This is a genomic window from Paenimyroides aestuarii, assembly GCF_024628805.1.
GTDB classification, from domain to species: domain Bacteria; phylum Bacteroidota; class Bacteroidia; order Flavobacteriales; family Flavobacteriaceae; genus Flavobacterium; species Flavobacterium aestuarii_A.
Window position 1 is genome coordinate 159,722 of the sequence record NZ_CP102382.1, and the last position, 23,391, is coordinate 183,112.

Annotated in this window: 23 protein-coding genes and 1 tRNA gene; 12 read left to right on the plus strand and 12 right to left on the minus strand. The window is 35.9% G+C overall.

The window, feature by feature from the left end:
- Position 1 precedes the first annotated feature (1 nt).
- From NPX36_RS00725 to dapF, 7 genes are all read right to left on the minus strand, one after another.
- Entirely contained in the window at positions 2-3,154 is a 3,153-nt protein-coding gene (locus tag NPX36_RS00725) for an efflux RND transporter permease subunit (protein WP_257499533.1), read from the minus strand.
- Positions 3,155-3,169: 15 nt separating this feature from the next.
- A complete protein-coding gene (locus NPX36_RS00730) occupies positions 3,170-4,255 on the minus strand; it encodes an efflux RND transporter periplasmic adaptor subunit (RefSeq protein WP_257499534.1) in 1,086 nt (361 codons plus the stop codon).
- 37 nt (positions 4,256-4,292) lie between these two features.
- Positions 4,293-5,117 carry an IS5 family transposase gene (locus NPX36_RS00735; RefSeq protein WP_257498440.1) on the minus strand — a complete coding sequence of 275 codons (825 nt, stop codon included), beginning with the start codon at positions 5,115-5,117 and terminating at the stop codon, positions 4,293-4,295.
- 169 nt (positions 5,118-5,286) lie between these two features.
- Positions 5,287-5,739, minus strand: a complete 453-nt coding sequence (locus tag NPX36_RS00740) for a hypothetical protein (RefSeq protein ID WP_257499535.1) — start codon at positions 5,737-5,739, stop codon at positions 5,287-5,289.
- A gap of 114 nt (positions 5,740-5,853) precedes the next feature.
- Positions 5,854-6,891, minus strand: coding sequence for an endolytic transglycosylase MltG (mltG, locus tag NPX36_RS00745; protein WP_257499536.1), 1,038 nt, complete (start codon positions 6,889-6,891; stop codon positions 5,854-5,856).
- Positions 6,881-7,417 carry a GNAT family N-acetyltransferase gene (locus NPX36_RS00750; protein WP_257499537.1) on the minus strand — a complete coding sequence of 179 codons (537 nt, stop codon included), beginning with the start codon at positions 7,415-7,417 and terminating at the stop codon, positions 6,881-6,883. The genes mltG and NPX36_RS00750 overlap by 11 nt, the downstream gene beginning before the upstream one ends.
- Before the next feature lies 1 nt (position 7,418).
- On the minus strand, positions 7,419-8,213 hold the full coding sequence (gene dapF, locus NPX36_RS00755; protein ID WP_257499538.1) for a diaminopimelate epimerase: 795 nt from the start codon (positions 8,211-8,213) through the stop codon (positions 7,419-7,421).
- 120 nt (positions 8,214-8,333) lie between these two features.
- Between dapF and NPX36_RS00760 the strand changes: the two genes are divergently transcribed.
- From NPX36_RS00760 to NPX36_RS00775, 4 genes are all read left to right on the plus strand, one after another.
- Positions 8,334-9,728: a Do family serine endopeptidase gene (locus NPX36_RS00760; RefSeq protein WP_257499539.1), complete on the plus strand. Its 1,395-nt coding sequence runs from the start codon at positions 8,334-8,336 to the stop codon at positions 9,726-9,728.
- A 117-nt stretch (positions 9,729-9,845) separates the two neighbouring features.
- Positions 9,846-11,291 carry a glyceraldehyde-3-phosphate dehydrogenase gene (locus NPX36_RS00765; RefSeq protein WP_257499540.1) on the plus strand — a complete coding sequence of 482 codons (1,446 nt, stop codon included), beginning with the start codon at positions 9,846-9,848 and terminating at the stop codon, positions 11,289-11,291.
- Between the two features lie 84 nt (positions 11,292-11,375).
- Positions 11,376-11,939, plus strand: coding sequence for a thioredoxin family protein (locus NPX36_RS00770; protein WP_257499541.1), 564 nt, complete (start codon positions 11,376-11,378; stop codon positions 11,937-11,939).
- 191 nt (positions 11,940-12,130) lie between these two features.
- Positions 12,131-13,675 (plus strand): FMN-binding glutamate synthase family protein, encoded by a 1,545-nt coding sequence (locus NPX36_RS00775; RefSeq protein ID WP_257499542.1) that lies wholly within the window; start codon positions 12,131-12,133, stop codon positions 13,673-13,675.
- Between the two features lie 40 nt (positions 13,676-13,715).
- Here NPX36_RS00775 and NPX36_RS00780 read toward each other — a convergent pair whose 3' ends face one another.
- Complete coding sequence (locus NPX36_RS00780) at positions 13,716-14,261, minus strand: hypothetical protein (RefSeq protein WP_257499543.1); 546 nt, start codon at positions 14,259-14,261, stop codon at positions 13,716-13,718.
- 223 nt (positions 14,262-14,484) lie between these two features.
- Here NPX36_RS00780 and NPX36_RS00785 point away from each other — a divergent pair, with 223 nt between their 5' ends.
- Positions 14,485-14,868 (plus strand): hypothetical protein, encoded by a 384-nt coding sequence (locus NPX36_RS00785; protein WP_257499544.1) that lies wholly within the window; start codon positions 14,485-14,487, stop codon positions 14,866-14,868.
- 52 nt (positions 14,869-14,920) lie between these two features.
- On the opposite strand, the gene NPX36_RS00790 is transcribed toward NPX36_RS00785, so the two are convergent.
- Together NPX36_RS00790 and NPX36_RS00795 are read right to left on the minus strand one after the other, a co-directional pair.
- Positions 14,921-15,601: a sterol desaturase family protein gene (locus NPX36_RS00790; protein ID WP_257499545.1), complete on the minus strand. Its 681-nt coding sequence runs from the start codon at positions 15,599-15,601 to the stop codon at positions 14,921-14,923.
- A 52-nt stretch (positions 15,602-15,653) separates the two neighbouring features.
- Positions 15,654-16,661, minus strand: coding sequence for a 3-oxoacyl-ACP synthase III family protein (locus NPX36_RS00795; protein WP_257499546.1), 1,008 nt, complete (start codon positions 16,659-16,661; stop codon positions 15,654-15,656).
- A 183-nt stretch (positions 16,662-16,844) separates the two neighbouring features.
- Between NPX36_RS00795 and NPX36_RS00800 the strand changes: the two genes are divergently transcribed.
- A complete protein-coding gene (locus tag NPX36_RS00800) occupies positions 16,845-19,268 on the plus strand; it encodes a S9 family peptidase (RefSeq protein WP_257499547.1) in 2,424 nt (807 codons plus the stop codon).
- Between the two features lie 101 nt (positions 19,269-19,369).
- Here the strand turns inward: NPX36_RS00800 and NPX36_RS00805 are convergent, their stop codons facing one another.
- Positions 19,370-20,299 (minus strand): ABC transporter ATP-binding protein, encoded by a 930-nt coding sequence (locus NPX36_RS00805; protein WP_257499548.1) that lies wholly within the window; start codon positions 20,297-20,299, stop codon positions 19,370-19,372.
- 37 nt (positions 20,300-20,336) lie between these two features.
- Positions 20,337-21,281, minus strand: coding sequence for a thioredoxin-disulfide reductase (trxB, locus tag NPX36_RS00810; RefSeq protein WP_257499549.1), 945 nt, complete (start codon positions 21,279-21,281; stop codon positions 20,337-20,339).
- 192 nt (positions 21,282-21,473) lie between these two features.
- On the opposite strand from trxB, the gene NPX36_RS00815 reads away from it, so the two are divergent.
- The 6 genes from NPX36_RS00815 to NPX36_RS00840 all read left to right on the plus strand — a co-directional run bounded on the left by NPX36_RS00815 (position 21,474) and on the right by NPX36_RS00840 (position 23,248).
- Positions 21,474-21,548: transfer RNA gene (locus tag NPX36_RS00815), tRNA-Pro, on the plus strand.
- A gap of 51 nt (positions 21,549-21,599) precedes the next feature.
- Entirely contained in the window at positions 21,600-21,848 is a 249-nt protein-coding gene (locus NPX36_RS00820; protein WP_257499550.1) for a GIY-YIG nuclease family protein, read from the plus strand.
- A gap of 101 nt (positions 21,849-21,949) precedes the next feature.
- The gene (locus NPX36_RS00825; protein ID WP_257499550.1) at positions 21,950-22,198 is read left to right on the plus strand and encodes a GIY-YIG nuclease family protein; all 249 of its coding nucleotides are present in this window, start codon (positions 21,950-21,952) and stop codon (positions 22,196-22,198) included.
- A gap of 101 nt (positions 22,199-22,299) precedes the next feature.
- A complete protein-coding gene (locus NPX36_RS00830) occupies positions 22,300-22,548 on the plus strand; it encodes a GIY-YIG nuclease family protein (protein ID WP_257499550.1) in 249 nt (82 codons plus the stop codon).
- A gap of 101 nt (positions 22,549-22,649) precedes the next feature.
- Entirely contained in the window at positions 22,650-22,898 is a 249-nt protein-coding gene (locus NPX36_RS00835; protein WP_257499551.1) for a GIY-YIG nuclease family protein, read from the plus strand.
- A gap of 101 nt (positions 22,899-22,999) precedes the next feature.
- Positions 23,000-23,248, plus strand: a complete 249-nt coding sequence (locus NPX36_RS00840) for a GIY-YIG nuclease family protein (RefSeq protein ID WP_257499552.1) — start codon at positions 23,000-23,002, stop codon at positions 23,246-23,248.
- Positions 23,249-23,391: the final 143 nt, after the last annotated feature.

Consider the following 23,391-nt stretch of genomic DNA (forward strand, 5'->3'; position numbering starts at 1 on the left):
TTTAATAAATATCTTTGGTTAGTGGCGATTCATCTTCATTTTTAATCATTTTCCGTCCATCTGCAATTTTTGCGAATATGTAATAAAGTCCGGGAATAATCACAACCCCGAAAAGCGTACCGAAAAGCATACCGCCCAAAGCAGATGCTCCGATGGTGTGGTTGCCAATTGCACCTGCTCCATGAGCAAAAATTAGCGGAATAAGTCCGGCGATGAACGCAAAAGAAGTCATTAAAATTGGACGGAAGCGAACTGTTGCAGCTTCAATAGCAGCATTTAAAATAGTGGCACCGCTTTGCCTTTTCTGCACAGCATATTCCACAATAAGCACGGCATTTTTACCAAGCAATCCAATAAGCATTATTAGACCTACTTGCGCATAAATATCGTTTGCCAAGCCCATTGCTTTCAACATAAACAACGAACCAAAAATACCCATTGGCAATGACATAATTACCGCCAAAGGCAATATGAAACTTTCGTATTGTGCTGCTAAAACCAAATAAACAAAAATTAAAACCACACCAAATACATACAAGGCTTCATTGCCGCGTTGTGCTTCGTCAAATGATAAACCTTCCCAAGCTATTTTATAGCCGTGAGGCAATGTTTGTTGTGCTGTTTCATTGATTGCCTTAATGGCATCAGCAGTAGTATAACCCGGCGCTGGAAGCCCGCGAATTGAAGCGGAATTGTACATGTTATAACGCGTAATTTCGTTGGGGCCTTGGGTTTTCTTTAGTTTCATAAAAGCGGAGTACGGAACCATTTCACCCTGCTCATTTTTTACATATAAATTCAGAATATCACTTGGCAAACTTCGAAACTCGGGAGATGACTGCACATACACTTTGAAAAATTGACCAAAACGAATGAATCCTTGCTCGTAGGTACTACCAATAAGAATGTTTAAATTTTCCATAGCTTTTCCAATCGAAACCCCTTTTTGCATCGCAGCATTATTATCTATCTGCAATTCATATTGCGGATAATTGGCAGCAAAAAATGTAAACACACCGGTTAATTCTTTTCGTTTGTTTAAGTTGGCCATAAATTCTTTATTGATTCTATCGAATTCATGGTAATCAGTAGTTGCATTTTGATCTAATAAACGCATTGAGAAACCACCAGAAGATCCAAAGCCCGGAATTGCCGGTGGTTCAAAAAATTCGATTACTGCTCCTAAATTTCGTGTTTTGCCTTCTAATTCCTCCATAATTTCGGTTACGGAGTGTTCCCGATCGCTCCAATTTTTTAGGTTTATTAAGCATGTTCCTGCATTGGAACCACGCCCTTCGGTCATAATTTCATAACCTGCCAAAGAAGAAACCGATTCAATTCCTGGAACTTCTTCGCAAATTTTTTGAAGATTACGTGCCACTTGATTGGTTTGTTCTAAGGTGGATCCAGGTGGGGTTTGAATGATGGCGTAAATGGTTCCTTGATCTTCACTAGGAATAAAACCGCCGGGCAAAAATTGGTTTTGCACATAGATTGCTCCACAAAAAACAAGTAATACTGCCCAAGTGACCGATTTTCGGTTTACAATTCGTTTTAAAATACTCACATATTTACCTGTAAGTTTATCGAAACCTCTGTTAAACGCATCAATAAATCGGGTTATTATTGTTGCTTTTTTAGGTTTTCCATGATGATTTTTTAGCAAAATGGCACATAAAACGGGTGTAAGCGTAAGGGCAATTACTGCTGAAATCACAATAGAACTGGCCATGGTGATAGAGAATTGACGGTAAAAAGTTCCAACCGGTCCTGTCATAAATGAAATGGGTAAAAATACCGAAACCATCACCATGGTTATTGCAATGATTGCTCCGCTGATTTCGCCCATTACTTCTTTCACTGCCTTATATGGCGATAGGTTTTTTTCTTCCATTTTGGCATGTACGGCTTCTACGACCACAATGGCGTCATCTACCACTATACCAATTGCCAATACCAAAGCAAAAAGCGTAACCAAGTTAATAGATAATCCAAAAATCTGAATGAAAAAGAAGGCACCGATTAAAGAAACCGGAACGGCTATAATGGGGATAATGGTAGAGCGCCAATCGCCCAAGAAAATAAATACAACCACTGCTACCAACAAAAATGCATCGCGCAAAGTGTGGATTACTTGCTCTATGGATGCATCTAAAAAGTTTGAAACATCGTAACTAATTTTATAATCAACACCTGGGGGAAAATTTTGTTTCATTTCTTCCAGTTTCACTTTCACTTGTTCAATTACTTCGTTGGCATTGCTGCCATAGTTTTGTTTCAAAACGATAGATGCAGACGGATCGCCATCTAAATTAGAATAAATATCAAAAAACTCACTTCCCAACTCAACGTTGGCAATGTCTTTCAACTTAATACTTTCACCTTCTGAATTGGCACGAATAATAATGTTTTCATACTCTTCGGGTTTGTTGTATTGTCCTTTATACGTTAAAACATATTCCAACGATTGGGCAGCGATACCCGAGCTTTGACCAATTCTACCTGGTCGACCAATGATGCTTTGTTCGCCAATGGCATCCATAACCTCATCAACCGAAATGCGGTACGCACGCATTCGTTCTGGGTTTAGCCACACACGCATGGCATAGCGTCGGCTTCCTAATATTTGTGATTTTGCAATCCCTTTAACGCGGTTTATTTCTGGGATAATGTTTACAGTAGCATAATTGTACAAGAATTTTTCATCCATGCTTTTATTTTTACTGTATAAGTTCACATACATAAGCATACTTGGCTGAATAGGTGTGACCACAACGCCTTCTTTCTGAACCAATTCAGGCAGTAAAGGCATTACTTGATCAATACGTGTTTTTACCAATACTACTGCTTCGTTGGGGTCGGTTCCGGGATCAAAAACCACATTTAAAGTTGCTTCTCCGGCACTGGTTGCATCGGTAGAAATATACCGCATGCCTTGCACCCCATTGATGGCATTTTCTAAAGTGATTAAGGACGATTTTACCAAAACATCGGCACTTGCACCCGGATAAGCAATGAATACGCTAACAGTTGTAGGGGCAATTTGCGGAAACTGTGAGGTGGGTAATTGTTTAATAGCCAATGAACCCACAAATAGAATAATGACCGATATTACTATTGCGAATACAGGTCTATGAATGATTTTTTTAAACATTTTTCGGGAGATTAATTACTCTGCATAAAGTTCTAAACTTGATAAAACTTTTGCTGGTTGAATAAATTTGTACGAAATTTTTTCGTTCTCTTTTACAAGTCGCAGGCCATCGATTAAAATTTTATCGCTTGCTTGCAAACCGCTACCCACGATGTAAATATGTGGAATTTCGGCAGCAATTTTAATTTCGCGTGCTTTTACAATGTTTCCTTTTGTGACAATAAAAACATACTTTTTATCTAGTACTTCAAAAGTGGCCTTTTGCGGAATAAGCAGTGCATTTTTAATAGGTGTACTAATAACTACGTTGCCTGTTTGCCCAAAACGAAGTAGCGCTTTTGGGTTTGGAAAAGTAGCGCGATAAGCAATATTTCCAGTTTCATTGTCGAAATCGGCTTCAATGGTTTCAACAAAACCGTCGTGGTCAAATAGTTCGCCATTTGCCATTTTTAGTTTTACTTGCAGCAAACTATCTTTTGATTTATGCGCCATTTGATCTAAATATTCTGCTTCGGGCACATTAAAATACACCCACATTTTGCTATTGTCTGCCAACTCTGTAAGCAGATCTCCCTCGGTAATTAAACTTCCTAAACGCGCATGAAATCGATCAATAATTCCATCGAATGGTGCTCGTATTTCGGTAAATTGTAAATGGGTTTTCATGGATGCCAATTCGGCTTGGGCTTTATCGTATTTGGCTTTTGCTAGTGCCAATTCGTTTGTAGAAACCACATTGTTGTCATAAAGCTGTTTGGTGTTTTTGTATTCTATTTGGGCATAATTTGCTTCGGCTTTTGCACGATTAGCATCGGCTTCATACAAATTAGGCATAATTTTAAAGAGCAATTGTCCCTTTTTTACAAATTGCCCTTCATCTACAAATATTTTTTGCAAATAACCTTTTTCTTGGGCACGAATTTCAATATGGTTCACAGAACGTATCTGTGCCACATAATCTTTATAAATAATAGTGTCTTTGACAAGCGGACTGGTTACCGAAAAAGTAGTTTTCTCGTGAGCTTCTTCTTTATGAGACTGGCAACCAACAGTTAAAAAAGCCAATGAAAAGCTTAAAAAAACAAACGCTTTTTTTATCATGATGAATAATATTAATGATTTTTAATTTTGAAGTGATTTAAACTTTTATTTTATTAAATTTTCTTAGAGCAATTACGATGAATGCTAAATAATTAAAGCCTAGCCAACTTGTAACTGTTGTGTCGAATCTATTTAATATGGATCTAAAACTATCCATCCAAGCATTTGTTCTTTCTATTTTATATCTCTCATTATAAAGTTCTTGGTCAAAATATTCATCTCTATCTGTATCGCCATTTCTTTTATTGAAACAAATATTTGCATGTATTTCTTTTTTCTCACAACACAACCTAAATTCTTTAGAATCAAAGCCCGCATCAGCATTTAAAAAAAGTCCTTCAACTGGAATTTTTGCTTGCTCTAAAGTTCCCGTTATCACTTCAAACTGAACTTCTATGTTAAAAAGATCGTTATGGTTACCAGCTACAGGTTCTGAAATGGCTAATGGAATTCCTTGTTTATCACTTAAATACAATGAGTTAGTGGTTTTACGTTTCTTTCTACCTTGATATTCTACTTCTTCACCACCCCTAATTGCAGAGGTATGACTACCATCAAAATCTACATTCGAAAGGTCTAATTTTGATTTGTTTTTTTCTAAAATGCTTGTCCAGATTTTTTTTAAAATATCTGCCTTACACCATTTTCGATAATGATAATAAACCGATTCCCAACTTAATACATTTTCTTCAAATAATGCCTTAACTGGAAGTTGATGCCATTGAACTCCTGTTTTAAGTTTGTAAAGTACAGCATTTACTATTTCTTCCAAAGGAACTGTTGCCTGAAAACCTCGTTTTGCTAATGGCAAATAAGGTACTATTTCTTTTTTTATTATATCTTTGTTCAGTACACTGTACATAAGGGTTGATTTTGAAATGAATATGTTTTGCAACACAAATTTCGTCAACCCTTTATTATTTACAAAATAAGTTTAAATCACTTCTTTTAAAAGATATAGAAAACAAGCAGCAATGTGTGCTCATTCAGCACATGCCGTGTTTATAAATGCAATCTAAAAAAATTAAAAATCACAGTCTTATCACCAAAAGGCTTATAAAAACCTGATTTTTTAGGTAGGAATAAAATGTAGAAAGCTGACCAACAATTTGGACGCTTTTTTTACTGTGGTAAGAAGTAGGTATATGAACTAAAAAGTATAAAAAGAAAGCTTTTAAAAGCACTTTTACTTTTTGAATTTTTGATTCGTTTTGAAGTTCAAATTCTGTTTCGGAAAAATCTGCTTTGTAATGGTTTACATATATGTGTTTTATTTTTCCTAAATGAACCTGTTTATGAGCTTTTTTGTCGAAATGATTTGCAACCTTTTTTTGAGAAGTTAGTGTGTGGGCGGTATTTTGATACTTTAAAAAACCACTTTCGCTACCATTTTGCAGAATATGCATCTGGTTTGCATAATTGCTCATACTCGCAAAAAGCAAAGCAATCAACAAAAAGTAATATTTTAAAAAGGATGATTTCATTTCGGGTGTAAAATTATTTAAAACACTTAAAACTTTTGATTGGTTGCTGCTAAATAAAAGTTAAAAAAACAACACCATATTACACACTTTTAAGCGGTTTTTTACGACTCTTTTTTATTTAATATTTCTTTTATTTAACCAACTAGTATATTTTTCTCGATTTTTGGCATGTTCGTCGATGGTTGATGCAAATTCGTGATACCCAATCCGTTCAACACTGGCACAAAAATATATATAATTGTGTTTCTCTGCATTTAACACCGCATCAATTGAACTTTCGTCGGGCATAGCGATTAATCCGTTGGGTATTCCTTTGAATTTATATGTGTTAAATGGATGGTTTAATGTTAAATCTTTTAAATAAACACGCTTTATAACTTGTTCAAAATCATTCGATAATGCTTTTTTAGCATAAACCACCGTTGGATCTGCCTGTAGCAGCATATCTTGGTTCAATCGGTTTAAATATGCACCTGCAACTCGTGGACGCTCATCTACTTTTGCCGTTTCTTTTTGAACAATTGCAGCTAAAGAAGCCACTTGAACAGGCGTTAAACCTAATGCTTTTGCCTTTGCTTTTCGTTCATCGTTCCAAAAACGGATGTATTCTTTTTGCAGAATATTTCTGATTTTTAATGGAGTGGTATTCCAATAAACTTCATAGGTGTTGGGCATGCACATGGCTAAAACATTGTCTTTATTCATACCCATTTCCTCCAAAAAAGCAGGTTCCGTAAAAGTTTGGTATAAATCTGCAATATCGGGTTCCACTTGCGACGAAATACGTTGCAATAACTTTTCAAGGGTTTCTTGGTTATTAAATGTAAGTTTTACAGGCACGTTTCTGCGCAGTGCTTTAACAATTCGGTAGTTATTGTAACCATTTTCAATAAGGTATCTTCCAGGTTCTACTGTTGCCGATTCACCCAATTTTGAAAAAAGACCTTCTAAAGAAGTGTAGTTTTTTACATATTTTTTTAACGAGTCTTGCACTTGGCTGTAAGTGGCATTGGTAGGTATATGAATGTAAATACTTTTATCTGCAAAATTGGTATTGGGCGTAAAAGCTTTTCTGTATAGACTGTAACCAAAAATCAAGGCAGCAAAAACGCCAAGTACAGCTACATAGCTAACTAATTTATTAATTTTCATTTAAAGGATTTATTAATTGGTACAGCAGTTCATCAACATATACAGCTCCGATTTTGTTCCACTGTTTTTTAACGCCTACTTTTTCGAAACCAAATTTAGAAAAAAGCTTGATACTTGCATGGTTTGTTGCAGCAACATTAACATATATTTGATGAACATTTAAGATATGAAACGCATATCCCAACAAAAGTTCTACCGATTCGCTGCCAAAACCTTTGTTTCGTTCTTCACTGCTTTTCACAACAATTCCCAAACCAACTCTACTGTTTTTAGGATCAAAATCATATAAATCTATTAACCCAATTAAATGATTAGAGCCATTTTCGGCAATGGCCAAGCGCAGTTGTTTTACTTCGTAAATATCCTGATGACTGTTTTCCAAATAATTTTTAAGCAACCATTTAGAATAAGGAGCTTGGGTATGGCTTACTTCCCACAACAATTCATCGTTTTCAATTTCGTATAAAAATGATAAATCTTCGGGTTCTAAGGCACGTAAATGAACTTTATTTCCTCTTAAAAACATTTTAGGGTATTAAAATTGTTCCTTTAAAAACTTGTTGAGCAGCTCCCGTTAACATAACGTTGTAGTATTTTTCGTCGTTTTGATCGAAAGACACTTGCACTTCTCCACCTTCAACCTGAATAGTGATTTTGTTTACAGCTGTTTTTCCTAAACTGTTCATTGCAAGTGCCACAGCCGTTGCTCCGGTACCGCAAGATAAGGTTTCGTCTTCCACGCCACGCTCATACGTTCGTATTTTAAAAGAATCGTTTGATAATTGTTCAACGAAGTTTACATTCGTTCCGCCCGGTTTGTATTGGTCGCTGTAACGAATGTTTTTCCCGTTTTCAAAAACATTAAAATTTTTCACATCATTTACTAGTTCCACATGATGCGGAGAGCCGGTAAACAAAAAAGTGTAATTACTATCTTTTTTAATGGTATCTTTTAAAACATCAATCATTTGCAAAGCCACAACACCTTCCTTGTTAATAGTTGCATGGTGCAAACCATCTATCGCATTGAATGTAGTATCTTTTGAAAAAATTCCTAAAAAATGCGCAAACGAAACAATACAACGTCCGCCGTTGCCACACATAGTGCTTTCGTTTCCATCGGCATTGTAATAAACCATTTTAAAATCGGCAGTAGCATCATTTTCCAATAAAATTAATCCATCACCGCCAATTCCAAATCTTCTGTCGCACAAAAAAGCGATTGTTGCTGCATCATTTTTTTGAAAGAAAAGGCTGCGGTTATCAACCATAATAAAGTCGTTGCCGGTGCCTTGGTATTTATAAAATGTTAATTGCTTCATTGTGCAAAGATATAAAATATTAAAGCTTCGTTAAGTAGTGTTAACAAGCGTTAAACTATTTTTTAATGATTTAGTACTATTGTAATTTTACTGTTAAATAAATAAACATTAAATAATTATATGAAAAATATAGGAACTATTTTAGCAACATCGTTGTTAAGTGGTGTTGTAACATTGGGGTCGTACAAATTGTTTTTTGAAGATACCAATTATTTTGAAAACGCAAAAGAAATTACCACAAGTGCACCTTTTCGAAATGTGAACAATTCGGTTTTTGAAGCGCCTAATTTTAAGTTGGCCGCAGAAAAAACCATTCATTCGGTGGTACACGTTAAAAATGTATCATTTAGAAATGCACCGCGAAACCCGATTATGGAATATTTCTACGGATACCAAGGTGGTGGACAAACCTACGCGCAAGTGGGTACGGGTTCTGGCGTGATTATTTCGGAAGACGGATATATCATTACGAATAATCACGTAATTCAAGGTGCAAGTGAATTGGAAATTACGCTAAACGACAACCGTACTTTTAAAGCAAAATTGATAGGAACCGATTCTAAAATGGATATTGCCCTTTTAAAAATCAATACGTCTGAGAAACTACCGTTTACAACTTTCGCCGATTCTGATGCCATTAGTGTGGGCGATTGGGTGCTAGCAGTGGGAAATCCGTACAATTTAACTTCTACTGTTACAGCTGGAATTGTTTCAGCCAAAGCCCGCAATTTATCAGAAAACGGTATTCAATCATTCATTCAAACCGATGCGGCTGTGAATCCGGGAAATTCAGGCGGTGCATTGGTTAACAGCAACGGCGATTTAATTGGTATCAACACCATGATTTCGTCTGCAACAGGCTCGTATGTGGGCTATTCTTTTGCTATTCCCTCTAATTTAGCTCGAAAAATAGTGAACGATTTAATGGAATACGGAAAAGTGCAACAAGGTATTTTGGGGGTGCAAGGTTATGAAGTGAACAGTCAAATTGCAGCAGAAAACAAGCTCACCTTTAAACAAGGATTTTATGTGGAGAACGTAACAAAAAATTCAGGAGCCGAAGCTGCAGGTATCAAAAAAGGCGATATTATTTATAAAATAGACGGCAAAGGAATCAATTCTTTTCTAGATTTAAACAGCATCATTGCCACCAAACGCCCGAACGACGAAGTAAAAGTTTCTTTAAAACGAAACAATCAAGACAAAGAATTAGTGGTTAAATTAAGTAAAAAAGAAATTGCCCAAATCCAATTTAACGGATTCGAAATTGAAAATTTGTCGCCAAAAGAACAAAAAGCGTTGGGAATTAATTACGGTGTTAAAATCAACGGTATATCCAACGAGCGTTTTAAAGCCTATGAAAGTGAATTGAAAAATGCGATTATTTTGGCAGTGAATGGTTCAAAAATCAAAAATACCGAACATGCCAACGAAATTCTTTCAAAACTAAATCAGGAACAACTCCGCATGGATTTAATCACTCCAAGAGGCGAACGATTGCGATTGATTTTGTAATGTGTTGATAAAAAGTAGCTTATAAAAAAGCTACTTTTTTAATTATATGTGCTTGTATATCATAAAAATTAATATTTTTGTACAACTTTTTAAAATACAACACAATTTACACCCCAAATGGAAAATAATTTATACGAAAAAGAATTGGCTTTCCAAGCAGACAGAAGAAAAGCTTGCGTAGAGTTTATTAAAATCGTTAATGATTTATGGTATGACAAATCAATTGAATTGGTTTTGTTCAGAAATCAATTGATTGACCGTAGCGTGAGCGACATTATTAATTTACACGAATATGCTGCAAAATTTGTTGAAAAACCTATTAATATTTTTGACACTGTTGAAATTGCTCGTGCCATTCAAACCGCAGACTTACCAGCAGCGCGCATTGATATTGGTAAATTAACGTATGAATTCCATCTAGAAGACAACAAATACAACGATTCTTTGTCTTTTGTTGTGGACAAGTTAAAAGGTGCAAAAGAAGGAAATACAATTGAGCCAAAAGACGTTGTTTTATACGGATTTGGTCGTATTGGTCGTTTATTAGCACGCGAATTAATGGCTAAAATTGGTAAAGGTCAACAATTACGCTTAAAAGCAATCGTAACACGCGATAAAAACGATGAAGCTTCATTGGAAAAGCGTGCATCTTTACTTCGATTAGACTCTATCCACGGAGATTTTGAAGGGTCAGTAGGAATTGATGTTGAAAACGAATCGTTGATTATCAATGGTTCACCAGTTCGCATGATTTCTGCCGCTCAACCAGAAGATATCGATTACACACAATACGGTATCAACGATGCATTGGTTATTGATAACACAGGTGTTTTTAAAGACGAAGCCGCTTTATCACGCCACTTACAATCAAAAGGTGCAACACAAGTTTTACTTACAGCGCCAGGAAAAGGTGTTCCAAATGTTGTTTATGGTGTAAACCATGAAAATTACAACATCGACGAAACTCCGATTTGGTCTGCTGCATCTTGTACAACAAACGCCATTACGCCTGTTTTGGCTGTTATTGAAGAAGAATTAGGAGTGGTGAAAGGACATTTAGAAACCATTCACGCTTATACAAACGACCAAAATTTGGTGGATAACATGCACAAAAAATACCGTCGTGGAAGAGCAGCTGCCTTAAACATGGTAATTACCGAAACAGGTGCTGGTTCTGCAGTTGCAAAAGCATTGCCAAGTTTAGCGGGTAAATTAACCTCTAATGCCATTCGTGTACCTGTTCCAAATGGTTCATTAGTAGTTTTAAATTTAGAAGTTGGCAAAGAAACTTCGGTAGCAGATTTAAACAAAATAATGAAACAATATGCTTTAGAAGGCGAATTGGTAGAGCAAATTAAATATTCATTAAACAACGAATTGGTTTCATCAGACATCGTTGGAACATCAGCACCAGCAATTTATGATTCTAACGCAACAATTGTTTCTGCCGATGGTAAAAACATTGTACTATACATTTGGTACGACAACGAATATGGCTACAGCCACCAAGTGATTCGTTTAGCAAAACACATTGCTAAAGTACGCAGATACGTTTACTATTAGTAGATATATAATCTTAATATTTAAAAGCTGGTTTTTTGAAAACCAGCTTTTTTTAGTTTATATTCGTAGTAAACAAAAAACATTATGGCACGTACACCATCAAAAATGTTAGCCTTAGGCACAACAGCAGCCGATTTTTTTCTGCCCGATACAAATAGCAACGAATGGAAATCGTTTAATGACATAAAAGGAAACCACGGAACAGTTGTTATGTTTATCTGCAACCACTGCCCTTTTGTGTTGCATGTAATAGAAGAAATTGTTCGTGTGGCAAATGATTACCGCGTACAAGGAATTGGATTTGTAGCCATCTCCAGCAACGACGCTATTGCATATCCTGATGATGCCCCTGAAAAAATGAGTGAGTTTGCTTTTCACCATAAATTCGGTTTTCCTTATTTATATGATGAAACGCAAGAAGTAGCAAAAAAATACGATGCTGCATGCACTCCCGATTTGTATTTGTTCGATGCACAAAACAAATTAATCTATCGCGGTCAATTAGACGATTCACGCCCAAAAAACGGAATTCCTACCAATGGAAATGACCTTCGCAACGCCATTGATTCAATCTTGTACAACCGAAGTGTTAATCCTTTGCAAAAACCAAGTGTTGGGTGTAATATTAAATGGAAAAATACTCTTTAAAATCAAAATGTTTATTACCTTTGCGAACACTATTTTTCTTTTTTCATTTTAGAAAATGAACAGGTTTTCTAGAATAAAATAAAGACCTCGAATTTGAAAGAGAAGCTTGATGGTTATTTTATAAAAAAATTAAGAACAATAGGTATTAAAATCAATTATTAAACAACAACAATTTTTGCATTTAAAAATGTATGTTACATCAAAAATTTTTTAATCGTTTTGTAATTAGGCAAGTTATTTGGGCATTTGTTATTACCTATTTAATTGTGACATTGTACCTCGTAATCTTTAGAAGTTGGAGTATAATATCACTCATATTGCCTGCAGTTTTGTTTTATTTAGCGTTTAAAGATGCTTTTCAAACGAAGCATACCATTCGCAAAAACTATCCAATTATTGGGCGTTTAAGATACATTTTAGAAGAAATTCGCCCGGAATTGCGTCAATATTTTTGGGAAGGTGAGCTAGATGGTAAACCTTTTAACCGCCGTGAGCGTTCTATTGTTTACCAACGTGCTAAAAACGCCAAGCAAACCGTATCTTTTGGTATGCAAGATGACCCAAACCGCATTGGTTATGAATGGGCTTCGCATTCTGTTTATCCAAAAAACATCTCTGATTTTAACTTTAGAACTTTAATTGGAAATGATCAATGTGCCAAACCTTACAGTGCAAGTATTTATAATATTAGCGCAATGAGTTATGGCGCATTAAGTAAAAAAGCGATTATTTCGTTAAACAAAGGTGCTAAATTAGGAGGATTTGCGCACAACACCGGAGAAGGTGGTATTTCACCATATCACAGATCAGGAGGTGATTTAATTTGGCAAATTGGAACCGGATATTTTGGCTGTAGAGATGAAAATGGTTTTTTTAATGATGCCTTATTTGCCGAAAGAGCGCAATATGACGACGTTAAAATGATCGAATTAAAGCTTTCTCAAGGAGCGAAACCCGGTCATGGTGGATTATTACCTGCTGAGAAAAACACTTTAGAGGTTTCTAAAATTCGTAATGTAAAACCTTTTACAACCGTACACTCGCCATCATCGCACTCTGCCTTTAGCAATGCTATTGAATTGGCATACTTTATTGGAAAAATGCGTAATTTAAGTGGCGGTAAACCCGTAGGTTTTAAAATTTGTATTGGACGAAAAGACGAGTTTACAGATATCATCAAAGCGTTTAGCGAAACCGGAATTTATCCCGATTTTATTACAATCGATGGCGCTGAAGGTGGAACCGGGGCTGCACCATTAGAATTTATCGATTATATGGGAATGGCACTATCGGATGCATTGGTTTTTGCAAACAAGATATTGAAACAATACAATTTGCGTGACCAAATTAAAATCATCGCTGCCGGAAAGATTATCTCAGCATTTGATTTAGCCAAAAATATGTCATTAGGTGCCGATGCTTGTTACAGTGCCCGAGGAATGATGTTTGCTTTGGGATGCATTCAAGCCTTGCAATGCGACAGCGGACACTGCCCTGTTGGTATCGCCACTCAAGATCCTTTGTTGTATGAAGGAATGGATATTACAGACAAATCAGTGCGTGTAGCCACTTTTCATAAAAACACCATGAAAGCTTTTGGAGAATTTATTGGAGCTTGCGGTTTCTCTAAACCAAACGAAATAAGTCCAGAGGTATTTCACAAACGTATTGAACATGGCAGAAACATTACTTTTGCAGAAATGTATTTTAAAGATAAAGAAACAGTTATCAACTAATCATAAAAAAACGGAAGACAATTGTTCTTCCGTTTTTCATTTAATATTTTTCTAAAACCACATCAATAGGTTTGTTCATTCTTCTACCAAATTGCATGGCTTTTTGCTTTTCCTCTGACGTGCATAAGATATACATATTATAAGGCGCCAATTGCATCATAAAGGTTTTAAAATGTCCGCCATTTTCAATGCCATCTGTATCTTCGATTTTTAAATAATAATCTTCGGCATTAAAGGTATTGGAAACTGTTACCAAATAATGGTCATCGGCAAAATAATAAAACCATTTACCTTCGTCAAAACCTTCTAACTTTTTATTATTAGAATCAATTTTGTAATTGCGAACAAAATGCAACGGTTGGTTGTTATTTTTCCAACTTAACTTAAAATCTTTATTTATTACTTCGTTGCCATTTTCATCGCAAATAGTCATTTTTAAACCGTTTATGGTTTGTGTTTTGCCGTCTTCGTGAGGTTTTACAACTATATAACTGGTAAAGTCGTATCCACAGTGAATGGCATCGCCAATTTGCGAATAAGCTCCTGCACTTAATAAGCTAGTAGCATAAATAATTAGTCGTTTCATAAAACAAAGATAGCAAGAAAAAGAATTTTGATCTGTCTGCCTTTTCAATTAATTAACTATTAAAGCGAAATGCCGTTTATAACGAACCATATTCTTTATCATTGAAATCGTAAAAAAATTAACTATATTATAAAAAACAAACATAAAAAATTTGGTTAACCAATATTTTTTGTATTTTTATAGCATTATTAAGTTAGTAAACGATTAACCTTATATATTTAAGATGAAAAAGATTTTATTCTTTATTGCAATAGCTAGTTTTTCAGTGATTGGTTTTTCTTCATGCTCTGAAGATGACACTGTATTAGAAACACCCGTTCCAAACCAAAATCCTAATATTGGGCAGCAATTAACACTTACTGCAAACACTTCTTATTCAACTGAAAAAAAGAGGTATTTTTCACCATTAGGAAATCAAGTGATGTTATCAGCAACGAGTGGCGGATCTGCAGTTTCTGATGCTACTTTTTATGTGAATGGCAAAGAAATAATGGGTAACCGATACACAAGTAATACTATCACCACGGTAACTATTCAAGCAAAACGTGCGGGCTATCTTGACAGCAATGTAATAACTGTACAATTTGCACAAAAGCCTTATTTTTAAAAATTAATAATTTTTGATAACTACTTACGTTTATAAAAAAAAGTGAAGCATTTTAGGCTTCACTTTTTTGTTTTCTATCAAACATTAAATCTTTAGATTTTTGTTTATCGATACGGTCTTTTTTAAAATCGAACATGGTTCCAAAAACTTTGTCCCAAAACGTGTTACTCACCCCAAAACCAAGGTTTTCATTGCGGTAATGATGCAGATGATGATTGCGCCACAAGGGTTGCAAGAACTTGAAAGGAGGTTCGATGGCGTGAATCAAATAATGCATCGAAGCATACATTAACCATCCTAGAATAAAACCCGGATAAAAAGCAAAAGCATACTTTCCTAAAAGCAGATATTGAATACCAAAAAGCGCCGCCGCAATAATTAAACTAGGCACCGGTGGCATAAATAAGCGCGATTTATCTTTTGGATAATGATGGTGGTTACCGTGCATGATATAAGCAAACTTTTGCAAATTTTCCTTTTCGCTTATTAAATGAAACACATATCTATGTGCGATATACTCAAAAAATGTCCAAAAAAGCAATGCAAAAACGGCGATAGCAAACATTTCTGGCAATGTCAAAAAATAATGACTGTATCCATAATAAAAACAATACACCAAAATGGGAACATGAATACCCCAACTTAATGCAGGATGCCCCTTAGTTAACAATTCCAAAAATGGATTTTTAAACAATTGCGCTTGTCCTGAATTTTGTACTCTATGACCTTTCATAACTTTTTTTATTATTCGAATTTACTGAGAACTATTATCAATTACAACTTTTTTACCAACGAATTAGAGCACTTGCCCATGTAAAACCGCTGCCAAATGCTGCAAGTACCACTAAATCACCTTCTTTAATTTTGCCTTGTTCCCACGCTTCGGTGAGTGCAATAGGCACCGATGCAGCTGTGGTGTTGCCGTATTTCATAATGTTGTTATACACCTGATCGTTGGTCAGTTTGAATTTTTGCTGAATAAATTGTGCAATTCGCAAATTGGCTTGGTGTGGTATCAACATATTAATGTCTGCAACTTGTAAATTATTTGCTTGCAGCCCTTCATTAATCACTTCTGAAAAACGAACCACTGCATTTTTAAATACAAATTGACCATTCATGTACGGATAGTACGATTCATCGTCTGTATTATTTTCTTTAATAATATCGGTCACCCAGCGCTTGCCCATTCCGGGAGCAATTAACGCCAATTCTTCTGCATGCTCGCCTTCTGAGTGTAAATGGGTTGATAAAATCCCTTTTGATAAATCTTCGGTTCGGCTTAAAACAGCAGCTCCTGCCCCATCGCCAAAAATCACCGAAACACCACGCCCGCGAGTGGTCATGTCCAATCCTTTTGAATGCACTTCAGAGCCAACCACCAAAATATTTTTATACATGCCCGTTTTAATAAACTGATCGGCCACCGAAAGCGCATAAATAAAACCCGAGCATTGATTGCGAACATCTAACGCTCCAACGGTATTTATGCCCAATTCTTTTTGAAGGGTAACTCCCGGACCTGGAAAATAATAATCGGGACTTAACGTGGCAAATACAATAAAATCGATATCGTTCTTATCAATTCCTGCACGTTCAATGGCAATTTTCGATGCTTTTAGCGCCATACCTGAAGTGGTATCTTCTGGTAAAACTACATGGCGGCGTTCTTTTATACCGGTTCGCTCTTGAATCCATTCGTCATTGGTATCCATAAGTCGTGATAAATCATCGTTTGTTACCACATTTTCCGGTACATAAAAGCCTAATCCGGTTATTTTTGAATGATACATACTTACTTTTTATTTGGAATTCATACAAATTTACACTTATTTTTAAAACAATACTAAGGTATTCATTAATCGAATATCCTGCACAATTATTAGATTAAATCATAGGAAACACATTACTATTGATTGATTTTTGATAAATAATTGTATCTTTAAAAACATAATTTCACAATCAATTGTTTATTAATGAAACGAATAAAACAAACCTTATTAGCATTATTATTAGCCACAGCGCCTATGATTGCACAAGAAAACATTACGTTCCAGAAGCCTTCAAAAGAAATTTTACAGTTAGCCGATTATGAACGTGCCCCTTCTGTTTCTATAAGTACGAATAAAGAGTGGATGGTTCTCTCGTATCGAAATACCTATAAATCGCTTGACGAATTGAATCAAGACGAATTGCGTTTGGGTGGTTTACGTATCAATCCAAACACGAATATTTCAAGCACGGCATCGTTCATCAACAACATAAAAATAAAAAAAATCAACGATAAAACCGAAACCGTTGTGAAAGGTTTGCCTGCCAACGCACAGATCAGCAACGTATCTTGGGCGCCAAACGAAACCAAACTGGCATTTACAAATACCACAGCAACCGGCAACGAATTATGGGTTTTAGACCTAGAAAAAGCAACGGCAAAAAAACTGACCAATGCCATTTTAAATGCCAATTTAGGCAACCCGATTACTTGGTTTAGAAACAGCAACGAGTTGTTGATTAAGGTAATTCCCGAAAACAGAAAACCATTGATAGATGCTAAAAAAGCAATCCCTACCGGGCCTATTGTTTCTAATGCCGAAGAAGGTGTGGTTTCGCAAAACAGAACCTATCAAGATTTGTTGAAAAACAAAACCGACGAAGCCAATTTCGAGACCATTGTAACCTCTGAATTATATACAATTGATTTAAACGGAACCAAAAAACTGTTTAAAAAAGCCGATTTATTTGCTGGTGAAACTTTTTCGCCCGATGGAAATTATGTTTTGCTAACAACCATTCAAAAACCCTTTTCGTACTTGGTACCGCTAAGTCGGTTTCCAATGAAAACGATTGCTTATAAAGCAAATGGTGAAGAAGTGAAATTGGTAAACGATGTACCTTTGAACGAAGTGATGCCAAAAGGATTTATGGCAACTCGACAAGGAAAACGCAGCATGAACTGGAGAAGTGATAAACCAGCTACTTTGTTTTTTGTAGAAGCTTTAGACGGCGGCGACCCTGCAAAAAGCGTAGAAAAACGCGATGCTTTATATACTTGGGAAGCGCCTTTTAACAATGAACCTGAGTTGCTTACAAAAACACCGCAACGCTTTGGTGGAATTGCTTGGGGCGATGAAGAAACGGCAATTGTTTACGATCAATGGTATGATACCCGGAACATAAAAACTTATTTGTTTAATCCAACCAAAAAATCGGAATTAGTGACCATTTGGGATCGAAATTATCAGGATATTTACAGCGATCCGGGTGATTTTCAAACTAAAAAGAATGCATTGGGAAGATACACCTTGCAAAAAGAAAACAACAAATTGTATTTAATTGGCGAAGGACACACCAAAGAAGGGCAATTTCCTTTTATTGATGAATTGGATTTGGCTACTTTAAAAACAAAACGTTTGTATCAATCAAAACTTACAGACCGCTTGGAATCGATTTCTGAAATCATCGATATTAAAAAAGGAGCTGTTTTGGTGAATATCCAATCAAAAAACGATTATCCTAATTACTATTTCCGCAACATTAACTCAAAAAATGATTTAAAGCAGATTACCTTCAACAAAAATCCGTTTGAAAGTATTAAAGATGTGCATAAAGAAGTAATCAAATACAAACGCAAAGACGGAGTGGAATTATCGGGAACATTGTATTTACCAGCGGGTTATGACCGTAAAAATCCTACCGAAAAATTACCTCTTTTAATTTGGGCATATCCGGCTGAATATAAAGATAAAAACAGTGCCGGACAGTCATCTGCAAATCCTAATGAATTTACATTTCCTTATTACGGTTCGTTTGTATATTGGGCTGCGAAAGGCTATGCGGTTTTAGACGATGCCGCTTTTCCGATTATTGGCGAAGGAACACAAGAACCAAACGATTCCTTTATTGAACAATTGGCGCTGAATGCTGAAGCTGCGATTGATGCAGTGGATAAATTAGGATTTATTGATAGAACCCGTGTGGGCGTGGGCGGACACTCATACGGCGCTTTTATGACTGCAAATTTATTGGCTCATACCAAATTGTTTGCCTGCGGAATTGCCCGCTCAGGTGCATATAACAGAACATTGACTCCTTTTGGTTTTCAAAGCGAACAGCGCAATTATTGGGAAGTTCCTGATGTGTACAACACCATGTCGCCTTTCATGAATGCCGAAAAAATGAAAACGCCATTGCTTTTAGTGCATGGCGAAGCCGATAACAACCCGGGCACTTTTACCTTGCAAACCGAACGCTATTTTCAAGCGTTGAAAGGATTAGGAGCACCGGTTCGTATGGTAATTTTACCAAAAGAAAGTCACAGTTACGTTGCTAAAGAAAACATTTTGCACCTGCTTTGGGAACAAGAACAGTTTTTAGACAAGCATTTAAAAAATAAAAAATAACTCACACGATGCTGTCATTCTGAACGAAATGTAATGGAGTGAAGAATCTCGTGTAAACTAAATATTTTTTTAAACGCCGGCAAATTGTCGGCGTTTTTATTTTATCTAATTAAAAAATGAATCGTTCCGCTTAAAGGCTCACGCGATTCAATGGTTAGAACAACATCGTGAAATTGAGCTTTTAACACATACCCTCTTCCACTGTAATAACACGAAATAACTTTGGCTTGATAACCCTCGTTTGCTATAAAAAATTGATGTGGTCTAACGAGTAATATTTCATCATTTTGAACACCTAAATAGCGTACGGGAATTAAATTTATTTCACCTGTTAAACGAGCAATGTATTCACTTGAAGGAAGTTCATAAATATGTTGTGGTTTTTCTTTAGTCAAAATGACTCCATCTTTCATTACAATCACTTCGTCTGAAAACATTAAAATCTCTTCGGGTGTATGCGAAGTATATATGATGGTGATTCCTTTTGATTTACAATACTGAAATACATGTTGACTTAATTTACTTTTTTGATGATGATCAATATGGGAAAAAGGTTCATCTAACAAAAGTAATTCCGGTTCTAAAGCCAAGACTCTCGCCAAAGCGGTTCGTTGCATTTGTCCTCCGCTTAAAAATTGAGCTTTTACATGGGCAAATTCCGTCATATCAACCAATTTCAGCAATTCATCAACTCGTTGCTTCTTTTCTTTTAAATAGAAATTCGATAAAAATCGACCTACATTTTCAGCAACCGAAACAAAAGGCATAAGGTCAAAATCCTGAGCCAAATATTTCATAAAGTCCATTCCGGGAACCAAATTGTATGCAGGGCCCAAAATCTGTTTATCTTTCCAAAAAATCGAACCTGAATCGGCATCCATCAAACCATAGATCAATTTTAGTAGGGTTGATTTTCCACTTCCACTTTCTCCAATAAGCGCAATACTTTGCCCTTTTAGAACAGAAAATCTAATTTGTGATAACACTTGTTTATCTTCGTAAGAAAACGAAATTGATTGAACTCTTAGCATAATAAAAAGGCGACCGAAGCCGCCTGTTGGTATAAAATTATAAACTTGCTAAATAACGTTCGGCATCTAAAGCCGCAATACAGCCCGATCCAGCAGCAGTAATTGCTTGTCGGTAATCTTTATCCTGCACATCACCACACGCAAAAACGCCGGGAACGTTTGTTTTAGATGTTTTTCCTTCGGTGATTAAATACCCTGTTTCGTCCATCGTTAATTGTCCGGCGAAAATATCGGTATTAGGTTTGTGACCAATTGCCACAAAAACACCTGTAACAGCGATTTCCTTTTTCTCGTTGGTTTTATTATTCACTATACGCACTCCGTTAACAATTTGTCCGTCGCCCAAAACTTCATCAATTTCGGTGCTCATTAAAATTTCAATGTTTGGTGTGTTTTTCACACGTTCCTCCATGATTTTTGATGCACGAAATTTTTCAGAACGAACCAGCATAGTAACTTTTTTACATAAATGCGACAAATAATGGGCTTCTTCACAAGCCGAATCGCCTGCACCAACAATAATTACTTCTTGATTACGGTAGAAAAAACCATCGCAAACTGCACAAGCCGATACACCGCCACCCATTTGCAAATAGTGCTGTTCAGACGGAATACCTAAGTATTTAGCTGTTGCCCCTGTTGATATAATTACTGTTTTTGCATGAATTTCAATCGTGTCATTGATCCATATTTTTTTCAATTCGCCCGATAAATCAACCTTGGTAGCAAAACCGTCACGTACATCTGTTCCAAAACGCTTAGCTTGCGCTTGCAGTTGCATCATCATTTCTGGACCTGTAACCCCATCTGGATAGCCTGGGAAATTTTCTACTTCATTTGTTGTGGTTAACTGACCGCCAGGTTGCATTCCTTGATACAATACAGGATTCATATTGGCACGAGCCGCATAAATCGCCGCAGTATAACCTGCTGGCCCCGAACCTATTATTAAACATTTTACCGTTTCTATAGTTGTTGACATATTTTTTTACATTGTTTTTTAACGATTACAAAAATAGCTATTTATCAATGGATTCAAAAGAAAGTTCTGTTTTAAATAACTATGGTATAATCGATTCGCTCTATGAGTAAATATTTTTTTATCTTTTTTTAAAATTTTACGCATTAAATAAAAAAAACATGTATATTTGCACTCGAATTATTGAAAACAATTCGGGGTGTAGCGTAGCCCGGTCATCGCGCCTGGTTTGGGACCAGGAGGTCGCAGGTTCGAATCCTGCCACCCCGACAAAAAAGAGACTTCTAAAATGGAAGTCTTTTTTTATTTTAAAACAGTGTTATGTTTTATACTTATATTTTATATAGTACCAAGTCTTTGAAGTATTATGTTGGGCAAACCAATAATTTATCCGACAGAATCAATCGGCACAACGCGGCACAACAAATTGCAACTAAAAACGGCATCCCGTGGATTTTAATAACTTATTTTGAATGTCAGTCGAGAAGTGAAGCGGTTCAACTCGAAAACAAAATAAAAAAAAGAGGTGCTAAAAGATTTCTTTTTGATATTGGATTTTATGAAATATAATCGCGTCCCGCCTGGCGGGAAGGTCGCAGGTTCGAATCCTGCCACCCCGACAAAAAAGAGACTTCTAAAATGGAAGTCTTTTTTTATTTTAAAACAGTGTTATGTTTTATACTTATATTTTATATAGTACCAAGTCTTTGAAGTATTATGTTGGGCAAACCAATAATTTATCCGACAGAATCAATCGGCACAACGCGGCACAACAAATTGCAACTAAAAACGGCATCCCGTGGATTTTAATAACTTATTTTGAATGTCAGTCGAGAAGTGAAGCGGTTCAACTCGAAAACAAAATAAAAAAAAGAGGTGCTAAAAGATTTCTTTTTGATATTGGATTTTATGAAATATAATCGCGTCCCGCCTGGCGGGAAGGTCGCAGGTTCGAATCCTGCCACCCCGACAAAAAAGAGACTTCTAAAATGGAAGTCTTTTTTTATTTTAAAACAGTGTTATGTTTTATACTTATATTTTATATAGTACCAAGTCTTTGAAGTATTATGTTGGGCAAACCAATAATTTATCCGACAGAATCAATCGGCACAACGCGGCACAACAAATTGCAACTAAAAACGGCATCCCGTGGATTTTAATAACTTATTTTGAATGTCAGTCGAGAAGTGAAGCGGTTCAACTCGAAAACAAAATAAAAAAAAGAGGTGCTAAAAGATTTCTTTTTGATATTGGATTTTATGAAATATAATCGCGTCCCGCCTGGCGGGAAGGTCGCAGGTTCGAATCCTGCCACCCCGACAAAAAAGAGACTTCTAAAATGGAAGTCTTTTTTTATTTTAAAACAGTGTTATGTTTTATACTTATATTTTATATAGTACCAAGTCTTTGAAGTATTATGTTGGGCAAACCAATAATTTATCCGACAGAATCAATCGGCACAACACGGCACAACAAATTGCAACTAAAAACGGCATCCCGTGGATTTTAATAACTTATTTTGAATGTCAGTCGAGAAGTGAAGCGGTTCAACTCGAAAACAAAATAAAAAAAAGAGGTGCTAAAAGATTTCTTTTTGATATTGGATTTTATGAAATATAATCGCGTCCCGCCTGGCGGGAAGGTCGCAGGTTCGAATCCTGCCACCCCGACAAAAAAGAGACTTCTAAAATGGAAGTCTTTTTTTATTTTAAAACAGTGTTATGTTTTATACTTATATTTTATATAGTACCAAGTCTTTGAAGTATTATGTTGGGCAAACCAATAATTTATCCGACAGAATCAATCGGCACAACACGGCACAACAAATTGCAACTAAAAACGGCATCCCGTGGATTTTAATAACTTATTTTGAATGTCAGTCGAGAAGTGAAGCGGTTCAACTCGAAAACAAAATAAAAAAAAGAGGTGGTAAAAGATTTCTTTTTGATATTGGATTTTATGAAATATAATCGCGTCCCGCCTGGCGGGAAGGTCACAGGTTCGAATCCTGCCACCCCGACAACACTTGCACTAAGTGAAGTCATAAACCCGCAAATTCTAAGGATTTGCGGTTTTTTTGTTTTTATTTCATATCAAAATATCCCAGTTTATA